Below are 20,002 nucleotides of genomic sequence, written 5' to 3'. Positions count from 1 at the left end.
AGGGTTTTTCATGACGCGCTACATCTTCGTCACGGGTGGTGTTGTTTCTTCATTGGGGAAAGGCATCGCCTCGGCTTCATTGGCGGCCATCCTGGAGGCGCGGGGCCTGAAGGTCACCATGCTGAAGCTGGACCCCTACATCAACGTGGACCCGGGCACCATGAGCCCGTTCCAGCACGGTGAGGTCTTCGTCACCCACGACGGCGCCGAGACCGACCTGGACCTGGGCCACTACGAGCGCTTCATCCGCACCCGGATGACCCAGAACAACAACTTCACCACCGGCCGCGTCTACGCCGACGTGCTGCGCAAGGAACGCCGGGGTGACTACCTGGGCGCCACCATCCAGGTGATCCCGCACATCACCGACGAGATCAAGCGCCGGGTGATCAAGGGCGCCGGCGACGCTGACGTGGCCCTGGTGGAAATCGGCGGCACCGTGGGTGACATCGAATCCCAGCCGTTCCTGGAAGCGATCCGCCAGTTGCGCGTGGAAGTGGGCGCCAAGCGCGCCATGCTGATGCACCTGACCCTGGTGCCGTACATCGCCACCGCCGGCGAGACCAAGACCAAGCCGACCCAGCATTCCGTCAAGGAGCTGCGCTCCATCGGCCTGCAGCCGGACGTGCTTGTCTGCCGTTCCGAACAGCCCATCGACGTCTCCTCGCGCCGCAAGATCGCCCTGTTCACCAACGTGGAAGAGCGCGCGGTGATCAGCCTGCCGGACGCCGACACCATCTATCGCATCCCCGGCATCCTGCATGCCCAGGGCCTGGACGACTACGTGCTCGAGCGCTTCGGCCTGGAGTGCGACAGCGCCGACCTGTCCGAATGGGAGCGTGTGGTCGACGCCAAGCTGCATCCGGAGAAGGACGTCACCATCGCCATGGTCGGCAAGTACATGGAGCTGCTGGACGCCTACAAGTCGCTGATCGAGGCGCTGAACCACGCCGGCATCCAGAGCCGCACCAAGGTCAATCTGCGCTACATCGATTCCGAAGACATCGAGAACCAGGGCACCGGCCTGCTGGAAGGCGTCGACGCCATCCTGGTTCCTGGTGGCTTCGGTCTGCGCGGCGTGGAAGGCAAGATCAAGACCGTGCAGTACGCCCGCGAAAACAAGATCCCCTACCTGGGTATCTGCCTGGGCATGCAGGTGGCGGTCATCGAATACGCCCGCAACGTGCTGGGCTGGAGCGACGCCAACTCCACCGAATTCGACAAGTCCAGCCAGCACCCGGTGGTCGGCCTGATCACCGAATGGCAGGACGCGACCGGCGCCGTGGAAACCCGTACCGACGCCTCCGATCTGGGCGGCACCATGCGCCTGGGCGCGCAGGAATGCCGTCTGGAAGCCGGCTCGAAGGTGGCCCAGGCCTATGGCGCCGAGGTGATCGAAGAGCGTCACCGCCACCGCTACGAAGTGAACAACAACCTGCTGCCGCAGCTGACCCAGGCCGGCCTTAAGGTCTCCGGCCGCTCGATGGACGGCGCGCTGGTCGAAGTGGTGGAAGCACCGAACCATCCGTGGTTCGTGGCCTGCCAGTTCCACCCGGAATTCACCTCCACCCCGCGTGACGGCCACCCGCTGTTCAGTGGCTTCGTCAACGCCGCGCTGGAATACAAGGCGAACAAGGCATGACCCAGAAGATCATCCGCGTCGGTAACATCGAGATCGCCAACGACAAGCCGTTCGTGCTGTTCGGCGGCATCAACGTGCTGGAGTCCCGCGACCTGGCGATGCAGGCCTGCGAGGAGTACGTGCGGGTGACCGAGAAGCTCGGCATTCCCTACGTGTTCAAGGCCAGCTTCGACAAGGCCAACCGCTCCTCGATCACCTCCTTCCGCGGCCCGGGCCTGGAAGAGGGCATGAAGATCTTCGAGGAAGTGAAGAAGACCTTCGGCGTGCCGGTACTCACCGATGTGCACGAACCCTACCAAGCCGCCCCGGTGGCCGAGGTGTGCGACATCATCCAGCTGCCGGCCTTCCTGTCGCGCCAGACCGACCTGGTGGTGGCCATGGCCAAGACCGGCGCGGTGATCAATATCAAGAAGGCCCAGTTCCTCGCCCCGCAGGAGATGAAGCACATCCTGCGCAAGTGCGAGGAGGCCGGTAACGATCAGCTGATCCTCTGCGAGCGCGGCTCCAGCTTCGGCTATAACAACCTGGTCGTGGACATGCTCGGCTTCGGCATCATGAAGCAGTTCGAGTACCCGGTGTTCTTCGACGTGACCCACGCGCTGCAAATGCCGGGTGGTCGCGCCGACTCCGCCGGCGGCCGCCGCGCCCAGGTCACCGACCTGGCCAAGGCCGGTCTGTCGCAAGGCCTGGCCGGCCTGTTCCTGGAAGCCCATCCGGACCCGGACAACGCCAAGTGCGACGGTCCCTGTGCTCTGCGCCTGAACAAGCTGGAAGCCTTCCTCACCCAGCTCAAGCAGCTGGACGACCTGATCAAGCAATTCCCCGCTATCGAGACCGCTTGAGGCGCTCGCCCAAGCCCCTTTCACTGGAGTGTTAGCAAGCATGGCAAAAATCGTCGACATCAAGGGCCGCGAAGTCCTGGACTCCCGCGGTAACCCGACCGTGGAAGCCGACGTGATTCTCGACAATGGTATCGTGGGCAGCGCGTGCGCCCCGTCCGGCGCCTCCACCGGTTCGCGCGAAGCGCTCGAGCTGCGCGATGGCGACAAGAGCCGTTACTTGGGCAAGGGCGTGCTGAAGGCCGTGGCCAACGTCAATGGGCCGATCCGTGACCTGCTGCTGGGCAAGGACCCGGCCGACCAGAAGGCCCTGGACCGCGCAATGATCGAGCTGGACGGTACCGAGAACAAGGCCAAGCTGGGCGCCAACGCCATCCTGGCGGTCTCCCTGGCCGCCGCCAAGGCCGCTGCCAAGGCCAAGGGCATTCCGCTGTACGCGCATATCGCCGACCTGAACGGCACCCCCGGCGTCTATTCCATGCCGGTGCCGATGATGAACATCATCAACGGCGGCGAGCATGCCGACAACAACGTCGACATCCAGGAATTCATGGTCCAGCCGGTAGGCGCCAAGACCTTCGCCGACGCGCTGCGCATGGGCGCCGAGATCTTCCATCACCTGAAAGCCGTGCTGAAGGCCCGTGGCCTGAACACCGCCGTCGGCGACGAAGGTGGCTTTGCGCCGAACCTGGCCTCCAACGAAGATGCCCTGGCCGCCATCGCCGAAGCCGTGGCCAACGCCGGCTACAAGCTGGGCACCGACATCACCCTGGCCCTGGACTGCGCGTCGTCCGAGTTCTACAAGGATGGCCAGTACGACCTGGCCGGTGAAGGCAAGGTGTTCAGCGCCGAAGGCTTCGCCGACTACCTGGCCGGCCTGACCCAGCGCTACCCGATCATCTCCATCGAAGACGGCATGGACGAATCCGACTGGGCCGGCTGGAAGGTGCTGACCGACAAGATCGGCGCCAAGGTGCAACTGGTCGGCGACGACCTGTTCGTCACCAACACCAAGATCCTCAAGCGCGGCATCGAAGAGAAGATCGGCAACTCGATCCTGATCAAGTTCAACCAGATCGGCTCGCTGACCGAGACCCTGGAAGCCATCCAGATGGCCAAGGCCGCCGGCTTCACCGCGGTGATCTCGCACCGTTCCGGTGAGACCGAGGACAGCACCATCGCCGACCTGGCCGTGGGCACTGCCGCCGGTCAGATCAAGACCGGTTCCCTGTGCCGTTCCGACCGTGTGTCCAAGTACAACCAGCTGCTGCGTATCGAAGAGCAGTTGGGCGGCAAGGCTCCGTACAAGGGCCGCGCCGAGTTCCGTGGCTGATCGCCGACGGTGAAAAAGGGCAGCGCAGGCTGCCCTTTTTGTATGTGTGGGCGTGGATCTTTGTAGGAGCGGCTTCAGCCGCGATGCTTTGTGCGAGGTCTAGCCTGGCCGGCCGCGCCTAGCCGGTCGCCCCTAGCCGGTCGCCCCAAAAGCTCGCGACTGAAGTCGCTCCTACAGGTCTTTGCCGGTCGCCGCTTTTGTGGGGGCGGGCCTAGCCGTCCGGGCATGCACGCATTACCTTAGCCCCTCACTCTGGCTGGGCCGATTCATGTTGAGACCTTTCTACCTGCTTTTTGCTGTACTGCTTCTGCTGCTGGCCGGCCTGCAGTACCGCTTGTGGCTGGGCGATGGCGGCGTGGCGCAGATTCGCGACATGAACCGGCAGATCGAGGCCCAGCGCAGCGAGAACGCCCGCCTGCTGGAACGCAATCGCATCCTCGAAGCCGAGGTCAGGGAGCTCAAGCAGGGCATGGAAACCGTGGAAGAGCGGGCGCGACATGAACTGGGCATGGTCAAAGAGGGCGAAACCCTCTTTCAGTTGACGGAATGATGTCTGACTCCCTGCCGGCCTTCTGGGCCGTGATTCCCGCCGCCGGCATCGGCAGCCGCATGCGCGCCGACCGTCCCAAGCAATACCTGGCGCTGGCCGGCCGCACGATCCTCGAACATACCCTGGCCTGCTTCCTCGACCATCCCGGCCTCAAGGGTGTGGTGGTCAGCCTGGCCGAGGATGATCCGTTCTGGCCGCAGCTGTCCTGCGCCCGGGATCTGCGCATTCACCGCGCGCCGGGCGGCAGCGAGCGCGCTGATTCGGTGTTCAATGCCCTGCTTCGGCTGGTCGAGCTGGGCGCCGGGGAGGACGACTGGGTGCTGGTGCATGACGCCGCGCGGCCCAACCTGGCGCGCAGCGACCTGGACAACCTGTTGGCGGTGTTGGCCGACGACCCGGTGGGCGGCCTGCTGGCGGTACCCGCGCGCGACACGCTCAAGCGCGCCGGCCCGGACGGGCGGGTGCGGGAAACCGTCGACCGCTCGGTGATCTGGCAGGCCTACACGCCGCAGATGTTCCGCCTGGCGCCGCTGCAGCACGCACTGGCCGATGCCCGGGTGGCTGGTGTCGCAGTCACCGACGAGGCTTCGGCCATGGAATGGGCCGGACTGGCGCCGCGCCTGGTGGAAGGGCGCGCCGACAACCTCAAGGTCACCCGCCCCGAAGACCTGCAGTGGCTGGCCCAGCGCTGGGGCCGATGAGGCGAGCGTAGGGCGCTCGGCGCTGTTCCGACCGCCGGCACGGCGTTGCCACCATGGTGGCCAACGCGACATGGCCAGCCCCGTAGGGTGGGTAACTCGCGCAGCGATTACCCACCGAAAGGTGCAGACCGGTGGTGGACAAGCAAAGCGTTGCCCACCCTACGCCAGCGACATCGGCCGTGTGCGGTGGCTAATACCGGTAGATCGCCGCCGCCCCGCTGCGGGTCGGCATGCGTTCCTGCGGCACCACCACGACCTCACCCCCCTGTTGGATCGTCCAGCTGGCCAGTTCCTCGAGCAGGTCCGCGCAGTTGCTCTGCTCGCTGTCCACCTCCAGCGCCTGGCCGGCGCTCTGGTCGGCGTGGCCGGGGATCTTGCGATCGGCTTCCACCAGCAGGGTGGATACCCGCCCTTCACGGGTGGCCTGGGCGATCAGGTTGAGCTGGTCGCTGGACTGCCCCCGGTTGGCCAATGCCTGGAACTGCCCCACCAAGCCCTCCAGGCGCTTCAGGTAGCGCGGCTGCATCACCTGCCAGCTCTTGTCCCGCAATTGCTGGTCATTGAGCAGGCCGGGGTCCAGCGGTATGCCTTCCGGCAGCAGGAACTCGTTGCGGCTGAGCGCGCGGAACATCGCCTGGTTATCCGGTAGCGCGGCCAGCAGCAGTGGCAGCTCGGTGGGGCGGCTGTGATGTTCCAGGATGGCCTTGTCCAACAGGCGGAAGAAGCGCTCGCGATCGCTGTTGATCTCGTCCTGCTTGCCGGAACCGCCGCTTTCGGCGTGCATCGAGCCGGCTCGCTCGCTGGCGCGACCGTAACCCTGGGGCAGTCCGCTCTGGCCTTTCTCGGTCAGCTCGCTGCCCAGCGCCGCTTCCAGCGTTTCCGGGACGCCTTCGGCCAGCGGTACGCGGCTGATGCCATCGCGGTTGCCTTCATACAGGCGCACCCGCTCCAGGGTCAGGCAGAGGATCTGGTAGCGGTCGGCCGATTGCACGATGCGCACCAGTGGGCGAATGCTGGGGCGATCATTGACCACCGCCAGTTCGGGAACGCGGCGTTGCAGGTGAAACACCTGGAAATGACCGGGTGCACTGAAGGCGGCCAGTCCGTCCAGACTGTGGTTCCAGAATTCCTGGGCCTGGGCCAGGGTGCGCAAGGGCTTGAGCAGATCCTCGATGAGCGGTTCGCTGACATCCTTGCGCTCGCGCAGCATGCTCTCCAGCTGGCGGATCAGGGCCTTGAAGCGGATCGGGTCCTGTTCCCGTTCGGGGAAGGTGCGGTGGGTCGGCTGGTAGAGGGAAAGGCAGGGGGTGGCGCTTTCGGTCAGCAATTGGCGAAGGGATTCGCGGGTGAGCAACGCAGCCATGACGCATCTCCTTTGAGGTCAAGAAAGATTCACAGTTGATGCTTGCCGATCAGATGGTCCAGCGCGTTGCCCAGCTTGGTGGTGGCCCCCGTGATGGCCAGTTCGAGGGAGTCGGCCTTGTGGGTCACCGACAACGGATCATGATTCTTCAGTCGTGCCTCGATCTGGCAGCGCTTGTCCTGGGCGCCGCCCTTGCCGCCGTTCTCGTCGTGCAGATGCACCTGCAGGCGGGTCAGGTAGTTGTCGAAGCGGTTCAGCGTGCTTTCCAGCGAAGCGCGCACGCGGTCCTCCAGACCCTGGCTGACGTCGATGCTGTGGTTGCTGTGAACCTGAATGAGCATGGGGGTCTCCTTTCATGTTCAGCGGGCCGAAGAGCCAGGTTTCCCCGGGGCGTCTCGGAAGGCTGATATGCTCTAACGCCATAAACGCCTCTGGAGCATGCTCATGACCATCCGCTCACGCGCCGCGGTTGCCTTCGCCGCCAATCAGCCCCTGCAGATCGTTGAAGTGGATGTGGAGCCACCCCGCGCCGGCGAAGTGCTGGTGCGCATCGTCGCCACCGGGGTCTGCCACACAGATGCCTACACGCTTTCGGGGCAGGACTCCGAAGGCGTGTTCCCCTGCATTCTAGGTCACGAAGGGGGAGGCATCGTGGAAGCGGTGGGCGAGGGTGTCACCTCGGTGGCAGTCGGTGATCATGTGATTCCGCTCTATACCGCCGAATGCGGGGCTTGCAAGTTCTGCACGTCCGGCAAGACCAACCTGTGCAGCGCGGTGCGCGAGACGCAAGGCAAGGGCCTGATGCCCGATGGCACCACGCGTTTCAGCTACCAGGGCCAGCCGGTCTACCACTACATGGGCTGCTCGACCTTCTCGGAGTACACCGTGCTGCCCGAGGTCTCGGTGGCGAAGATCCCCAAGGAAGCCCCCCTGGAAAAGGTCTGCCTGCTGGGCTGTGGCGTGACCACTGGTATTGGCGCGGTGCTCAACACCGCCAAGGTCGAGGAGGGTGCCACGGTGGCCATCTTCGGGCTGGGCGGCATCGGCCTGGCGGCGATCATCGGCGCCAAGATGGCCAAGGCCAGCCGCATCATCGCCATCGACATCAACCCCGCCAAGTTCGCCATCGCCCGCGAGCTGGGCGCCACCGACTGCGTCAATCCCCAGGACTACGACAAGCCGATCCAGAACGTGGTGGTCGAGATGACCGACGGTGGTGTCGACTACAGCTTCGAATGTGTCGGCAATGTGCAACTGATGCGCGCCGCGCTGGAGTGCTGCCACAAGGGCTGGGGGGAGTCCACCATCATCGGCGTGGCCCCGGCGGGCGCGGAAATCAGCACCCGTCCGTTCCAGCTGGTCACTGGCCGGGTCTGGCGCGGTTCGGCGTTCGGCGGCGTCAAGGGTCGTACCGAACTGCCCGGCTATGTGGAAAAGGCGCAGCGCGGCGAGATCCCGCTGGACACCTTCATTACCCACAACCTGCCGCTGGACAAGATCAATGAGGCTTTCGAGCTGATGCACGAAGGCAAGAGCATTCGTACCGTCATTCACTTCTGATTCGTGGGTGTGGAGCCGTCGCCGCCAGGCGCCGCCTCCACCTCGACTGCACGAGGCATCGGCATGACCCTTGAACTCCTTTCCAGCAACAAGTGCTTCGGTGGCTGGAACAAGCGATACCGCCATCGTTCCCGCACCCTCGACTGCGAGATGGTATTCGGCATCTACCTGCCGCCCCAGGCCGTGCGGGGTGCGAAGTTGCCGGTGGTGTACTGGCTGTCCGGCCTGACCTGCACGGACGAGAACTTCATGCACAAGGCCGGTGCGCAGCGGCTGGCGGCGGAGCTCGGCCTGGTGCTGGTGACGCCCGACACCAGCCCGCGCGGCCCCGGTGTGCCCGATGATCCGGAGGGCGCCTGGGACTTCGGCCTGGGTGCCGGCTTCTATGTGGATGCGACCCAACACCCCTGGGCTCAGCATTACCGCATGCACGACTACGTGGTGCGGGAGCTGCCCGCGCTGATCGAGGCCGAGTTCCCGGTATCGGAGCTGCGCGCCATCAGTGGCCACTCCATGGGCGGTCATGGTGCGATGGTCTGTGCGCTGCGCAACCCCGGACGCTACCGCTCGGTCTCGGCCTTTGCGCCCATTGGCAATCCGATCAGCAGCCCCTGGGGGGAGAAGGCCTTCACCCACCTGCTGGGAGACGATCACGCAACCTGGAAGCCCTGGGATGCCTGCGCGCTGATCGCCGCCACCCGCGGCAAGGACTGCGAGCGTCTGCCCATACTGGTGGACCAGGGGGAGGATGACGAATTTGTTGATCTGCAGCTCAAGCCCGAGGTGCTCAGGGCCAGCGCCGAGACCAGCGGCTACCCCCTGACGCTGCGTCGCCAGCCCGGTTACGACCACAGTTATTACTTCGTGGCCAGTTTCATCGAGGACCACCTGCGCTATCACGCCCAACACCTGGCGCAGCCGAGCGCCTGATAGCCGAGTCGGGTAGAATCACGCCCTGTTTTTCTCCAGGGCGTTTCTTCATGCGTATCGGCCACGGCTACGACGTTCACCGCTTCGGCGAGGGCGATTTCATCACCCTTGGCGGAGTGCGGATTCCCCACAAGTTCGGGCTGGTTGCCCATTCCGATGGCGATGTCGTGTTGCACGCGCTGAGCGACGCGCTACTCGGTGCGGTCGCCCTGGGCGACATCGGCAAGCACTTCCCGGATACCGACCCGACCTTCAAGGGCGCCGACAGCCGCGTGTTGCTGCGCCATGTGGTCAAGCTGGTGCGCGAGAAGGGCTGGCAGGTCGGCAACGTGGATGCCACCATCATCGCCCAGGCGCCCAAGATGGCGCCGCATATCCAGGTCATGCGCGAACGCATCGCCGAGGATCTGCAGGTGGAGCTGGATCAGGTGAACGTCAAGGCGACCACCACCGAGAAGCTCGGTTTCACCGGCCGTGAGGAAGGTATCGCCGTGCATGCGGTGGCCCTGCTGCTGCCGCTATGACCGAGACCGATCTGCTCGGGCCTCGCGCCCATGGTGAGCCCTGCGGCAGCGCGCTGCTGAAGGAAACCGCCGAGGACTTCCAGGTCGACGAAGTGCTGGACATCCCGCTCAGCGGCAGCGGCGAGCACCTCTGGCTGTGGGTCGAGAAGCGCAATCTGAATACCGAGGATGCCGCGCGGCGCATCGCCAAGGCCGCGCGCCTGCCGATCAAGGCCGTCAGCTATGCCGGCCTCAAGGACCGCCAGGCGCTGACGCGCCAGTGGTTCAGCCTGCACCTGCCGGGCAAGACCGATCCCGATCTGAGCGCCGCCGAGGACGACAGCCTGCGCCTGCTCAAGCAGGTCCGTCACAGCCGCAAACTGCAGCGCGGTGCCCATGCCGCCAACGGCTTCACCCTGCGCCTGACCCACCTGCAGGCTGACCGCGAGGCACTGGAGCAGCGCCTGCTGCGCATCCAGGCCGAGGGTGTGCCGAATTACTTCGGCTTGCAGCGTTTCGGCTTCGACGGCGGCAATGTCGCGCAGGCGCGCGAGTTCGCCGCCCGGCAGGAGCTTCCGGTGCAGCGCAACCTGCGCTCGCGCCTGCTGTCTGCGGCGCGCAGTTATCTGTTCAACCGGGCACTGGCCGCGCGGGTTGCCAACGGGACCTGGAACCGCGCGCAGGTGGGTGATCTGCTGGCCTTCACCGACAGCCGCAGCTTCTTTCCCGCCGGCGAGGCGGAGTGCAGCGATCCGCGCCTGGCCATCCTGGACCTGCATCCCACCGGTCCGCTGTGGGGCGAGGGGGAGACGCCCGCCGCGGGCGCGACCGGAAAGCTGGAGCAGGAGTTGGCGGCGCGCGAAAGCGAGCTCTGCGCCTGGCTGCAACAGGCGGCCATGGCGCAGGAGCGGCGTATCCTGCGCCTCCCCATCGTCGGCCTGGCGTGGCATTATCCGGCCCCTGACATTCTGCAACTGAGCTTCGTCCTGCCGTCCGGCTGCTTCGCCACCGCTGTGGTGCGCGAGCTGCTCGAGCTGATCCCGGCGGGGCCGACGGATTCTTCATGCGTATTCTGATTGCCAACGACGACGGGGTGCATGCGCCGGGCCTGGTCGCGCTGCACGATGCCCTGGCCGACTATGCCGACTGTACGGTGGTCGCGCCGATGCGCGACATGAGCGGCGCCAGCAGTTCGCTGACGCTCGACCGTCCTCTGCACCCGCAGCGCATGCCCAACGGTTTTATCGGCGTGGACGGCACGCCCACCGACTGCGTGCACCTGGGCCTCAACGGCCTGCTCGAGGACAAGCCTGACCTGGTGGTGTCCGGCATCAACCTGGGCGCCAACCTCGGGGACGATGTGCTTTACTCCGGCACGGTGGCGGCCGCCATCGAGGGTCGTTTCACCGGCAAGCCCGCCTTCGCCTTTTCCCTGCTGTCGCGTAGCCCGGACAACCTGCCGAGCGCGGCGCATATCGCGCGCACCCTGGTCGCCAATCATCACCGGCTTGATCTGCCGCCGCGCACGGTGCTCAGTGTGAACATCCCGAACCTGCCGCTGGGGCATATCCGGGGCATCCGCCTGACCCGTCTGGGGCACCGCGCCTGCGCTGCGCCGCCGGTGAAGGTGGTCAACCCGCGTGGCAAGGAAGGCTACTGGATCTCGGTGGCCGGCGACGCGGAAGACGGCGGTCCGGGCACCGATTTCCACGCGGTGATGCAGGGTTATGTTTCGGTCACGCCGTTGCAGCTGGACCGCACCTTTCATGAGGCCTTCAAGGGGCTCGATACCTGGCTGGAGGATTTGTTGTGATCAACCGCGAGCCACGCCTCTCCCATCGCGGCATCGGGATGACTTCGCAGCGCACGCGGGAACGTCTGATCCAGCGCCTGTACGAAGAAGGCCTGTCCGATGCACGGGTGTTGGAAGTGATTCGTCGCACGCCGCGCCACCTGTTCGTCGACGAGGCCCTGGCGCATCGCGCCTACGAGGACACCGCGCTGCCGATCGGCCATAACCAGACCATTTCCCAGCCCTATATCGTCGGGCGGATGACCGAGCTGCTGCTGGCCGCCGGCCCGCTGGACAAGGTGCTGGAGATCGGCACCGGCTCCGGCTACCAGACGGCGGTACTGGCCCAGCTGGTGGAACGGGTATTCTCCGTGGAGCGCATCCAGGCGCTGCAGGACCGCGCCAAGGACCGCTTGCAAGAACTGGAATTGCGCAACGTGGTCTTTCGCTGGGGCGATGGCTGGGAAGGCTGGCATGCGCTGGCGCCGTACAACGGCATCCTGGTCACCGCGGCAGCCTCGCAGGTGCCGCAGGCCCTGCTGGATCAGTTGGCACCGGGTGGCCGACTGGTGATTCCGGTGGGCGGCAATGGTCATGATCAACAGCTTCTGCTGATCACCCGGGAGGAGCAGGGCTTTGTCCGCCAGGTGCTCGACCCGGTCCGCTTCGTGCCTCTTCTCAGCGGGCCGCTGGCCTGATTTGCATGGACGACACATGAAAGACGCGTTTCTGTTGTACATCAAGGGAATGGCCATGGGCGCCGTGGACGTGGTACCCGGCTTTTCCGGCGGCACCATGGCGCTGATCACCGGCATCTACGACCGGCTGCTGGCCGCACTGGCCGCCACGCCCCAGGCACTGGGGCTGTTCGTGCGCGGTCGCATCGGCCAGGCCTGGCAGGCCTGCGATGCCAGCTTCCTGCTGGTTCTGCTGCTGGGCATTGCCACCAGTATCTTCAGCCTGGCCAAGGGCATCAGCTACCTGATGGAGCATCACCCCATACCGCTGTGGTCGTTCTTCTTCGGACTGGTGATGGTTTCGGTCTGGCTGGTGGGGCGCGAAGTGTCCCTCTGGCGCTGGGACCGGCTGCTGGGGCTGGTCGCAGGCACTGCCTTCGCCATCTGGATCACCCTGGCGGCGCCGCTGCAGCTGACCGCTGATCCCGTGACCCTGTTCTTCGCCGGTGCCCTGGCTATCTGCGCGATGATCCTGCCGGGCATCTCGGGCAGTTTCATCCTGGTGCTGCTGGGGCTTTACCCTGCGGTGCTCGGCGCGCTCAAGAGCTTCGACCTGCCGGTGCTGGCGGTCTTTGCGCTGGGTTGCCTGCTGGGCCTGATGAGCTTTTCCCGCCTGCTCAGCTGGCTGCTGGAACGCGTCCGCGACCTGACGCTGGCCTTCCTGGCCGGCATCATCCTCGGTTCCCTCGGCAAGGTCTGGCCCTGGAAGCAGACGCTGACCTGGCAGACCAACAGCCGGGGTGAGTCCTACCCTTTGCTGCAGGAAAACCTGTTGCCGGAGCGTTACGCCGCCCTCAGCGGCCAGGATCCCCAGGTGCTGCTCGCCCTGTCGTTGGCTGTGCTGGCCATCGTGCTGGTGCTGGGCATCGAATGGCTGGGCCGCCGTACCGCCCCTGTCCGTCCGGGCCTGGCGGACTGATGAAGCGCAGGAGGTCGGCTTGAAGCGAGCGAAGCCAGGCTACCTCGGACTGCTGATCGGCGGCGCCGTGCTGGTCGCCGGGCTGCTGGGCGGTTGCGCCTCGTCTCCCCCTGGCGGGGTGCAGGTCATCGACCGCAACCAGAGCGCCTACATGCGCGAACCCTTGCGTCGCGGTCGCTATCTGGTTCGCCCGGGTGACACGCTCTACTCGATCGCCTTCCGCTTCGGCTGGGACTGGAAGACGCTCGCCGTTCACAACGGCATCGGTGCGCCCTATCTGTTGCGCCCGGGTGATTACATTCGCTTTGACGGTCCTCTCAAGGGCGAAACTTCCCGACAGACGGCAAGCGCGGCGCCACGGCCCCGTGCTCCTGTGCAGCCGGTTACCAAGCCGTCGCCCCCGCCCAGCCCTCCGCCGGTATCCAAACCCAGTCCCGCTGCGGTTGCCCGGCCCAGCGTGCCGCCGACGCCGTCACGCCCCCCGGCGAGTCGGTCAGCAACCGCCTGGACATGGCCAACGGCGGGAACTATGGTTGGGCGCTTTGCTCCAAACGGTAGTTTGAATAAAGGCATTGATATCGCCGGGGAATTGGGACAGCCTGTTTTCGCCGCATCGGATGGCATGGTGGTGTACGCCGGGAGTGGTTTGCGGGGCTACGGCGAGCTGTTGATCATCAAGCATGACGATGTGTATGTGAGCGCCTACGGCCACAACCGTAGGCTGTTGGTGCGGGAGGGACAGCAGGTCAAAGCCGGGCAGACCATTGCGGAAATGGGCTCGACGGGTACTGACCGGGTGAAGCTCCACTTCGAGATTCGCCGTCAGGGCAAACCTGTCGATCCACTGCAGTATCTACCGCGGCGTTGATCCGCAGCCCATCCCGCGAGCGGATGGGCTCTGGTGTACTAGGGAAAGTGCATCTGAGCTGTTGTCGAACTCAGTAAGGGACAATAACAATGGCACTCAAAAAAGAAGCGCCTGAGTTTGATGTCGACGACGAAGTGCTCCTGCTGGAGCCGGCCCTTGTTCTCGATGAAGTCGAGGAGAACGAGAAGTCCTTCGTCAGCGCCAGGATCAAACCGGCGACATCTTCAGCCAGGCAGCACAAGCACATCGACTATAGTCGGGCACTCGATGCCACGCAGCTCTATCTCAATGAAATCGGTTTCTCACCTCTTCTGACTCCCGAAGAAGAGGTCTACTTCGCGCGGCTGGCCCAGCGGGGCGACCCAGCCGGGCGCAAGCGCATGATCGAAAGCAACCTGCGCCTGGTGGTCAAGATCGCCCGTCGCTACGTCAATCGAGGCCTGTCGCTGCTCGATCTGATCGAGGAGGGGAACCTCGGTCTCATCCGTGCGGTGGAGAAGTTCGATCCCGAACGCGGGTTCCGCTTCTCCACCTACGCCACCTGGTGGATTCGCCAGACCATCGAACGGGCCATCATGAACCAGACCCGAACGATTCGCCTGCCGATCCACGTGGTCAAGGAGCTCAACGTCTACCTGCGGGCCGCCCGCGAGCTGACGCAGAAACTCGACCACGAACCATCCGCCGAAGACATCGCCAACCTGCTGGAGCGCCCGGTCTCCGAGGTCAAGCGCATGCTGGGCCTCAACGAGCGGGTGACGTCCGTGGACGTGTCGCTGGGGCCGGATTCCGACAAGACCCTGCTCGATACCCTGACTGACGACCGTCCCTCCGACCCGTGCGAGCTGCTTCAGGACGATGACCTGTCCCAGAGCATCGATGCCTGGCTGTCGGACCTGACCGAGAAGCAGCGTGAAGTGGTGATCCGCCGCTTCGGCCTGCGCGGCCATGAAAGCAGCACGTTGGAGGAGGTTGGGCAGGAAATCGGCCTGACCCGTGAGCGGGTTCGGCAGATCCAGGTGGAGGCGCTAAAACGTCTGCGGGAAATCCTCGAAAAGAACGGTCTGTCGAGCGAGGCGCTGTTCCAGTGAAGGGGTGATGACAACGAAACGGGGCGCCGCAGGGCGCCCCGTTTCGTTTGTACGCGCTGGACTCAGCGTTCGGCGAGCCGCACGCCAAAGTCCTGGTAGCCGCCGGCATTGATCACGTGGCGGTAGCCCATCTCGAGCAGGCGATCCTGCGCCAGGGACGAGCGCCGCCCGCTGCGGCAGTAGAGCACGATGGGTGTGTCCTTGTCGGGCGCTACGGCGGCAATGCCCTCGGCAATGCGGAAATGCGGAATGTGCTGCGCCCCTGGCAGCGCACCCGCGGCGAATTCCTGGCTGGTGCGCACATCGATCAGCACGGCGCTTGGCCCGGCCATGGCCGCCACTGCGGCAGAGTGATCGATGGGGCCGGCCACTGCAGGGCCGCCGGCGAGCAGGGTGGCAGCGAGAAACCATGAGCGCATGGGAACCTCCGGCTACTGATGTCCCTGCCAGCATACTCCCGCGGCGTGATAGCATCGCGCGGTTTTTTCGCGGGTGTCGTCATGCTGGCCGAACTGTTCGCCATTCTGGCTCCGGTGCTGATCACGGCGGGTATCGGCTACGGCTGGGCCCGCAGTGGCCAGGAGTTTCCCTCCTCCTTCATTGCTCAGCTCACCCTGCGCATTGGTACGCCCGCGCTGGTGCTCTCCGCGCTTACCCGCACGCGTATCGAACCCGATGCCTTCCTGGAGATGGTGTTTGCTTGCGTGCTGGTGACCCTGCTGATGGGCGCCACGGGTTGGCTGATCAGTCGCCTGCTGCGCAAGGACTGGCGCATCCTGGTGCCTGCCTTCCTGTTCTCCAACACTGGAAACCTCGGCTTGCCCATTTGTCTGTATGCCTTTGGCGAGCCGGGGCTGGCGCTGGCGGTGGCCTTCTTCATCGTGCTCAGCGTCAGTCAGTTCAGCCTGGGTGAGCTGTTCTCGGGCGAGCGTTCCCTGAAAAAGGCCTTGCTCAATCCCACCCTGCTCAGCGTCGCGCTGGCCTTGCCGGTGGTGTTTCTGGAGCTGCAGCTGCCGCGCTGGCTGCAGAACAGCCTGGACCTGCTGGGCGGCATGACCATTCCGTTGATGCTGCTGACCCTCGGTGTCTCGCTGGCCACCATTCGCGTGCGCCACCTGGCCCAGGGCCTGGTGCTGGGGGGCTTGCGGGTGGGCAGCGGTGCGCTGCTGGCCTGGCTGGTCGGCACCGCGTTGGGCGTGCCGGCCCTGACCCTCGGGGTGCTGGTCCTGCAGGCGGCCATGCCGGTCGGGGTGTTCAACTACCTGTTCGCGCTGCGCGCCAACCGTTCGCCGGAGGAGGTGGCCAGCCTGGTGCTCTGTTCCACGCTGCTGGCGCTGCTGCTGTTGCCCGTGCTGCTGGCCTGGTTGCTGCCGGCCCTGCGCCTCAACTGAACAGACGCGGCAGATTGGGCAGCACCAGCACCAGGGTGACGCCGGCCAGGATGAATCCGGCATCGCGCAGTTTCTTCGACGATTTGCGCATGATCGGGGCCTCGATTCTTGTTGTTGGCACCCTCGTTTCGACTCGCCGGACTTCTACGGGGTTCTGCCGGTTGGCGTACACCCGCCTTGCCGCAGGCAGGAAGGGCGTTCCAGACGCTGCGCTGCAAGCTGCCATTCATCTGAGCACTGCCGTCAACCCGGCTGAGCGCATTGGTCATTGCCCAACGGCTCGCCGCGGCTAAGGTAGGACGAGCGCCGCATCGCCGGCACCTACAACAAGAGAGACAACCTATGACCGATGCCTGGATTTTCGACGCGGTGCGTACGCCGCGCGGCAAGGGCAAGCCGGACGGCGCGCTGTACAGCGTCAAGCCGGTGGACCTGGCCGCCGGACTGCTGCGCAGCCTGCGAGCACGCAACGACCTGGACACCGCCGAGGTGGACGACATCCTGCTCGGCTGCGTGACGCCGGTTCGCGACCAGGGCGCCGACATCGCCAAGACCGCCGCGCTGGTCGCCGGCTGGGACGAGCGGGTCGCCGGCGTGCAGCTCAACCGTTTCTGCGCCTCGGGACTGGAGGCGGTCAATATGGCGGCCATGAAGGTGCGTTCCGGCTTCGAGGACCTGGTGGTGGCGGGTGGCGTGGAGTCCATGTCGCGGGTGCCGATGGGCTCCGATGGCGGCGCCTGGGCGCTGGACCCGTCCACCAACCTCGCGTGTCAGTTCGTGCCCCAGGGCATTGGCGCCGACCTGATCGCCACCCTGGAAGGCTTCAGTCGCGAGGATGTCGATGCCTTTGCCCTGCGCTCCCAGCAGAAGGCGGCACAGGCGCGGCGCGACAACCTTTTCGAGCGCACGCTGGTGCCGGTCACCGACCAGAATGGCCTGGTGCTGCTCGATCACGACGAGTTCATCCGCCCCGATACCAGCCTGGAAGGGCTGGGCAAACTCAAGCCCAGCTTCGAAATGATGGGGCAGATGGGCTTCGATGCCACCGCGCTGCGCAAGTACAGCCAGGTGGAGCGCATCAACCATGTGCACACGCCGGGCAACAGCTCGGGCATCGTAGACGGCGCCGCGCTCATGCTGGTCGGCAGCGAAGCCAAGGGGCGTCAGCTGGGGTTGACGCCGCGCGGCCGCATCATCGCCACGGCGGTGACCGGCAGCGACCCGACCATCATGCTCACCGGCCCGGCGCCGGCCACCCGCAAGGCACTGGCCAAGTCCGGGCTCTCCATCGACGACATCGACCTGTTTGAGGTCAACGAGGCGTTCGCCTCGGTGGTGCTCAAGTTCATGAAAGAACTGCGCGTACCGGAGGAGAAGGTCAACGTCAACGGCGGCGCCATCGCCATGGGCCATCCGCTGGGCGCCACGGGCTGCATCATTCTCGCCACGCTGCTCAATGAGCTGGAGCGCCGCCAGCTGCGCTACGGGCTGGCCACGCTCTGCGTGGGTGGCGGCATGGGCATCGCCACCATCATCGAACGGGTCTGAGCAGGGAGAACGCCATGAGCCAAGCCATTCGCTACGAAGCCGGCGCCGACGGCATCGTCCTGCTGACCCTGGACATGCCCGGGCAGAGCGCCAACACCATGAACGCCACCTACCGCGCCGCGATGGCCGAGACCCTTGAGCGCCTGGAAGCCGAGCGTGAGCAGATCGCCGGCGTCATTCTCACCTCGGCGAAGAAGACCTTCTTTGCCGGCGGCGACCTCAACGAGCTGGTCGCGGTTACCCGTGCCGATGCCGAACCCTTCTTCCGCATGGTGCAACTGCTCAAGCAGCAGCTGCGCCGCCTGGAAACCCTCGGCAAGCCGGTGGTCGCCGCGATCAACGGTTCCGCCCTGGGCGGCGGCTGGGAAATCTGCCTGGCCTGCCAGCACCGTATCGCCCTGGACGCGCCGGACGTGCAGCTCGGCCTGCCGGAGGTCACCCTGGGTCTGCTGCCGGGCGGCGGCGGCATCGTACGTACGGTGCGCCTGCTGGGCATCGAAAAGGCCCTGCCGTTCCTGCTGGAAGGCAAGAAGCTGCGCCCCCGCGAGGCGCTGAAAGCCGGCCTGCTGCATGAAGTGGTGGGCAGTCGCGAGGCGCTGCTGTCCCAGGCCCGCGCCTGGATCCTCGCCAACCCCGAGGCCACGCAGCCCTGGGACGCCAAGGGCTACAAGCTGCCCGGCGGAACCCCGAGCCACCCGGGCGTGGCGCAGATGCTGGCGATCGCCCCGGCCATGCTGCAGGACAAGACCAAGGGCTGTTTCCCGGCGCCGGAGAAGATCCTCTGCGCCGCCGTGGAAGGCGCCCAGGTGGACTTTGCCACCGCCGAGCTGATCGAAACCCGCTACTTCACCGAGCTGGCCACCGGGCAGGTGGCCAAGAACATGATCGGCACCTTCTGGTTCCAGCTCAACGAGATCAATGCCGGCCGGTCCCGGCCGTCCGCGCCAGAGCGCCGTCAGGTGGGCAAGGTCGGTGTGCTGGGCGCCGGCATGATGGGCGCCGGGATCGCGTACGTGAGCGCGGCCGCCGGGGTCGAGGTGGTGCTCAAGGATGTGTCCGTCGAGGCGGCGGAGAAGGGCAAGGCATACTCCGCCGGCCTGCTCGACAAGAAGCTGAGTCGTGGCCACCTGACGGCGGACGAGCGCGAGGCTTTCCTGGCGCGCATTCGCACCACTAATGACGAAGCGGACTTCGCCGGCTGCGACCTGGTCATCGAGGCGGTGTTCGAGAACCGCGAGCTGAAAGGCCGGGTGACCGCCGCGGCCGAAGCCGCCGCGCTGCCCGATGCGGTAATCGCCTCGAACACCTCGACCCTGCCGATCACCGGGCTGGCCCGGGCGGTGCAGCATCCGGAAAGGTTTGTCGGCCTGCACTTCTTCAGTCCGGTGGACAAGATGCCGTTGGTGGAGATCATCCGTGGCGAGCAGACCAGCGACGAGACGCTGGCCCGCGCCTTCGACTTCGTGCAGCAGATCCGCAAGACGCCCATCGTGGTCAACGACAGCCGTGGCTTCTTCACCTCGCGGGTATTCGGCACCTATACCAACGAGGGGTTGGCCATGCTGGGCGAGGGCGTCAGCGCGGCGATGATCGAGAACCAGGCGCGCCAGGCCGGCATGCCGGTTGGGCCGCTGGCGGTCTCGGACGAGGTCTCGCTGAGCCTGATGGCGCATATTCGCGCGCAGACCCGCGCCGATCTCGCCGAGGAGGGCAAGTCGATCCCCGAGCACCCGGCCTTCGTCGTGATCGATGCAATGCTGGAGTGCCACCAGCGCCCTGGCAAGGCGACCGGCGGCGGCTTCTATGACTATCCCGCCGGGGGCAAGAAACAGCTGTGGCCCGGCCTCAAGGAGGCCTTCGCCGAGTCCGCGCAGCAGCCGGAGGCGCAGGAGATTCGCGACCGTCTGCTGTTCATCCAGGCCATCGAGACGGTTCGGTGCCTGGAGGAGGGCGTGCTGACCTCGGTCGCCGACGCCAATATCGGCTCGGTGTTCGGCATCGGCTTCGCCGCCTGGAGTGGCGGGGCGCTGCAGTTCATCAACCAGTACGGCGTGGCGCGGTTCGTCGCCCGTGCCCGCGAGCTGGCGGAGCGACACGGCGAGCGGTTCGCGCCGCCGTCCCTGCTGCTGGACAAGGCGGCCACAGGCGGGCAGTTCTAATGCGCGGGGCCCGTCGCCAGGAGTGGCGGCGGGCCTGGGGCATCTGGTAGAAAGAGGGCGCACCGCACTGTCTTTC

Annotated in this window: 20 protein-coding genes; 17 read left to right on the top strand and 3 right to left on the bottom strand. The window is 65.8% G+C overall.

Going from position 1 to position 20,002, the window contains the following annotated elements; all coding sequences use genetic code 11:
- Window positions 1-10 precede the first annotated feature (10 nt).
- From pyrG to ispD, 5 genes are all read left to right on the top strand, one after another.
- Window positions 11-1,642 (top strand): CTP synthase, encoded by a 1,632-nt coding sequence (pyrG, locus tag SF06_RS05135; RefSeq protein ID WP_027589203.1) that lies wholly within the window; start codon window positions 11-13, stop codon window positions 1,640-1,642.
- The gene (gene kdsA / locus SF06_RS05130) at window positions 1,639-2,484 is read left to right on the top strand and encodes a 3-deoxy-8-phosphooctulonate synthase (protein ID WP_027589202.1); all 846 of its coding nucleotides are present in this window, start codon (window positions 1,639-1,641) and stop codon (window positions 2,482-2,484) included. The genes pyrG and kdsA overlap by 4 nt, the downstream gene beginning before the upstream one ends.
- 40 nt (window positions 2,485-2,524) lie before the next feature.
- Window positions 2,525-3,814: a phosphopyruvate hydratase gene (gene eno, locus SF06_RS05125; protein WP_027589201.1), complete on the top strand. Its 1,290-nt coding sequence runs from the start codon at window positions 2,525-2,527 to the stop codon at window positions 3,812-3,814.
- Between the two features lie 268 nt (window positions 3,815-4,082).
- The gene (gene ftsB / locus SF06_RS05120) at window positions 4,083-4,364 is read left to right on the top strand and encodes a cell division protein FtsB (protein WP_027589200.1); all 282 of its coding nucleotides are present in this window, start codon (window positions 4,083-4,085) and stop codon (window positions 4,362-4,364) included.
- A complete protein-coding gene (gene ispD, locus SF06_RS05115; protein ID WP_037008440.1) occupies window positions 4,361-5,065 on the top strand; it encodes a 2-C-methyl-D-erythritol 4-phosphate cytidylyltransferase in 705 nt (234 codons plus the stop codon). The genes ftsB and ispD overlap by 4 nt, the downstream gene beginning before the upstream one ends.
- A 190-nt stretch (window positions 5,066-5,255) precedes the next feature.
- On the opposite strand, the gene SF06_RS05110 is transcribed toward ispD, so the two are convergent.
- Together SF06_RS05110 and SF06_RS05105 are read right to left on the bottom strand one after the other, a co-directional pair.
- Window positions 5,256-6,428: a baeRF3 domain-containing protein gene (locus SF06_RS05110; protein ID WP_027589198.1), complete on the bottom strand. Its 1,173-nt coding sequence runs from the start codon at window positions 6,426-6,428 to the stop codon at window positions 5,256-5,258.
- Between the two features lie 29 nt (window positions 6,429-6,457).
- On the bottom strand, window positions 6,458-6,769 hold the full coding sequence (locus tag SF06_RS05105; protein ID WP_027589197.1) for an HPF/RaiA family ribosome-associated protein: 312 nt from the start codon (window positions 6,767-6,769) through the stop codon (window positions 6,458-6,460).
- Window positions 6,770-6,872: 103 nt separating this feature from the next.
- On the opposite strand from SF06_RS05105, the gene SF06_RS05100 reads away from it, so the two are divergent.
- The 9 genes from SF06_RS05100 (at window position 6,873) to rpoS (ending at window position 14,828) form a co-directional block, all read left to right on the top strand.
- Entirely contained in the window at window positions 6,873-7,988 is a 1,116-nt protein-coding gene (locus tag SF06_RS05100; protein ID WP_027589196.1) for an S-(hydroxymethyl)glutathione dehydrogenase/class III alcohol dehydrogenase, read from the top strand.
- A 63-nt stretch (window positions 7,989-8,051) separates the two neighbouring features.
- Window positions 8,052-8,918: an S-formylglutathione hydrolase gene (fghA, locus tag SF06_RS05095; protein WP_027589195.1), complete on the top strand. Its 867-nt coding sequence runs from the start codon at window positions 8,052-8,054 to the stop codon at window positions 8,916-8,918.
- A gap of 50 nt (window positions 8,919-8,968) precedes the next feature.
- A complete protein-coding gene (gene ispF / locus SF06_RS05090) occupies window positions 8,969-9,442 on the top strand; it encodes a 2-C-methyl-D-erythritol 2,4-cyclodiphosphate synthase (protein WP_027589194.1) in 474 nt (157 codons plus the stop codon).
- Entirely contained in the window at window positions 9,439-10,497 is a 1,059-nt protein-coding gene (gene truD, locus SF06_RS05085) for a tRNA pseudouridine(13) synthase TruD (protein WP_039560214.1), read from the top strand. The genes ispF and truD overlap by 4 nt, the downstream gene beginning before the upstream one ends.
- Complete coding sequence (surE, locus tag SF06_RS05080) at window positions 10,485-11,234, top strand: 5'/3'-nucleotidase SurE (RefSeq protein WP_039560213.1); 750 nt, start codon at window positions 10,485-10,487, stop codon at window positions 11,232-11,234. The genes truD and surE overlap by 13 nt, the downstream gene beginning before the upstream one ends.
- Before the next feature lie 38 nt (window positions 11,235-11,272).
- The gene (locus SF06_RS05075) at window positions 11,273-11,911 is read left to right on the top strand and encodes a protein-L-isoaspartate(D-aspartate) O-methyltransferase (RefSeq protein WP_051587318.1); all 639 of its coding nucleotides are present in this window, start codon (window positions 11,273-11,275) and stop codon (window positions 11,909-11,911) included.
- A gap of 16 nt (window positions 11,912-11,927) precedes the next feature.
- On the top strand, window positions 11,928-12,869 hold the full coding sequence (locus SF06_RS05070) for a polyprenyl-phosphate transporter (protein WP_027589190.1): 942 nt from the start codon (window positions 11,928-11,930) through the stop codon (window positions 12,867-12,869).
- Between the two features lie 19 nt (window positions 12,870-12,888).
- Entirely contained in the window at window positions 12,889-13,737 is an 849-nt protein-coding gene (locus SF06_RS05065; protein ID WP_027589189.1) for a peptidoglycan DD-metalloendopeptidase family protein, read from the top strand.
- Between the two features lie 89 nt (window positions 13,738-13,826).
- A complete protein-coding gene (rpoS, locus tag SF06_RS05060) occupies window positions 13,827-14,828 on the top strand; it encodes an RNA polymerase sigma factor RpoS (protein WP_027589188.1) in 1,002 nt (333 codons plus the stop codon).
- A gap of 62 nt (window positions 14,829-14,890) precedes the next feature.
- On the opposite strand, the gene SF06_RS05055 is transcribed toward rpoS, so the two are convergent.
- Window positions 14,891-15,247, bottom strand: coding sequence for a rhodanese-like domain-containing protein (locus SF06_RS05055; protein WP_039560212.1), 357 nt, complete (start codon window positions 15,245-15,247; stop codon window positions 14,891-14,893).
- Between the two features lie 81 nt (window positions 15,248-15,328).
- On the opposite strand from SF06_RS05055, the gene SF06_RS05050 reads away from it, so the two are divergent.
- From SF06_RS05050 to SF06_RS05040, 3 genes are all read left to right on the top strand, one after another.
- Window positions 15,329-16,219, top strand: coding sequence for an AEC family transporter (locus tag SF06_RS05050; protein ID WP_027589186.1), 891 nt, complete (start codon window positions 15,329-15,331; stop codon window positions 16,217-16,219).
- Window positions 16,220-16,561: 342 nt separating this feature from the next.
- Window positions 16,562-17,767: an acetyl-CoA C-acetyltransferase gene (locus SF06_RS05045; protein ID WP_039560211.1), complete on the top strand. Its 1,206-nt coding sequence runs from the start codon at window positions 16,562-16,564 to the stop codon at window positions 17,765-17,767.
- Window positions 17,768-17,781: 14 nt separating this feature from the next.
- Window positions 17,782-19,926 (top strand): 3-hydroxyacyl-CoA dehydrogenase NAD-binding domain-containing protein, encoded by a 2,145-nt coding sequence (locus SF06_RS05040; RefSeq protein ID WP_039560210.1) that lies wholly within the window; start codon window positions 17,782-17,784, stop codon window positions 19,924-19,926.
- Window positions 19,927-20,002: the final 76 nt, after the last annotated feature.

Origin of the sequence: Pseudomonas flexibilis (genome assembly GCF_000802425.1) — a bacterium.
Classification (GTDB): domain Bacteria; phylum Pseudomonadota; class Gammaproteobacteria; order Pseudomonadales; family Pseudomonadaceae; genus Serpens; species Serpens flexibilis.
Note: the sequence above shows the minus strand (reverse complement) of the source record. Positions and strands in the feature narration are given on the sequence as shown.